A 222-nucleotide genomic window follows, 5' to 3' on the forward strand; every position below is an offset into this window, starting at 1 on the left:
CAGGCACGGTTAACTCTGGTGCAGTATTATCTGTTACCGTGATGGTTTGTGTTTTTGTAACACTGTTACCACATGCATCTTCTGCCTTCCAGCTACGGATCAGTTTGTAATTACCTGCACAGTTACCATCTACTCTTGTTTCACCAAGATAAGTCACCTTCGGTGCAGCATCACATTTATCAGTGGCTGTGGCTGTTCCTGCTGCCGGTACATTATCACAGG

Annotated in this window: 1 protein-coding gene; it reads right to left on the reverse strand. The window is 45.5% G+C overall.

Features of this window, described 5'->3' with window-relative positions; genetic code table 11:
* On the reverse strand, positions 1-222 hold a 222-nt coding region (locus ESA94_RS21570; protein WP_164972836.1), incomplete at both ends, for a hypothetical protein.

The sequence above is a fragment of the Lacibacter luteus genome (assembly GCF_004118265.1).
GTDB classification, from domain to species: domain Bacteria; phylum Bacteroidota; class Bacteroidia; order Chitinophagales; family Chitinophagaceae; genus Lacibacter; species Lacibacter luteus.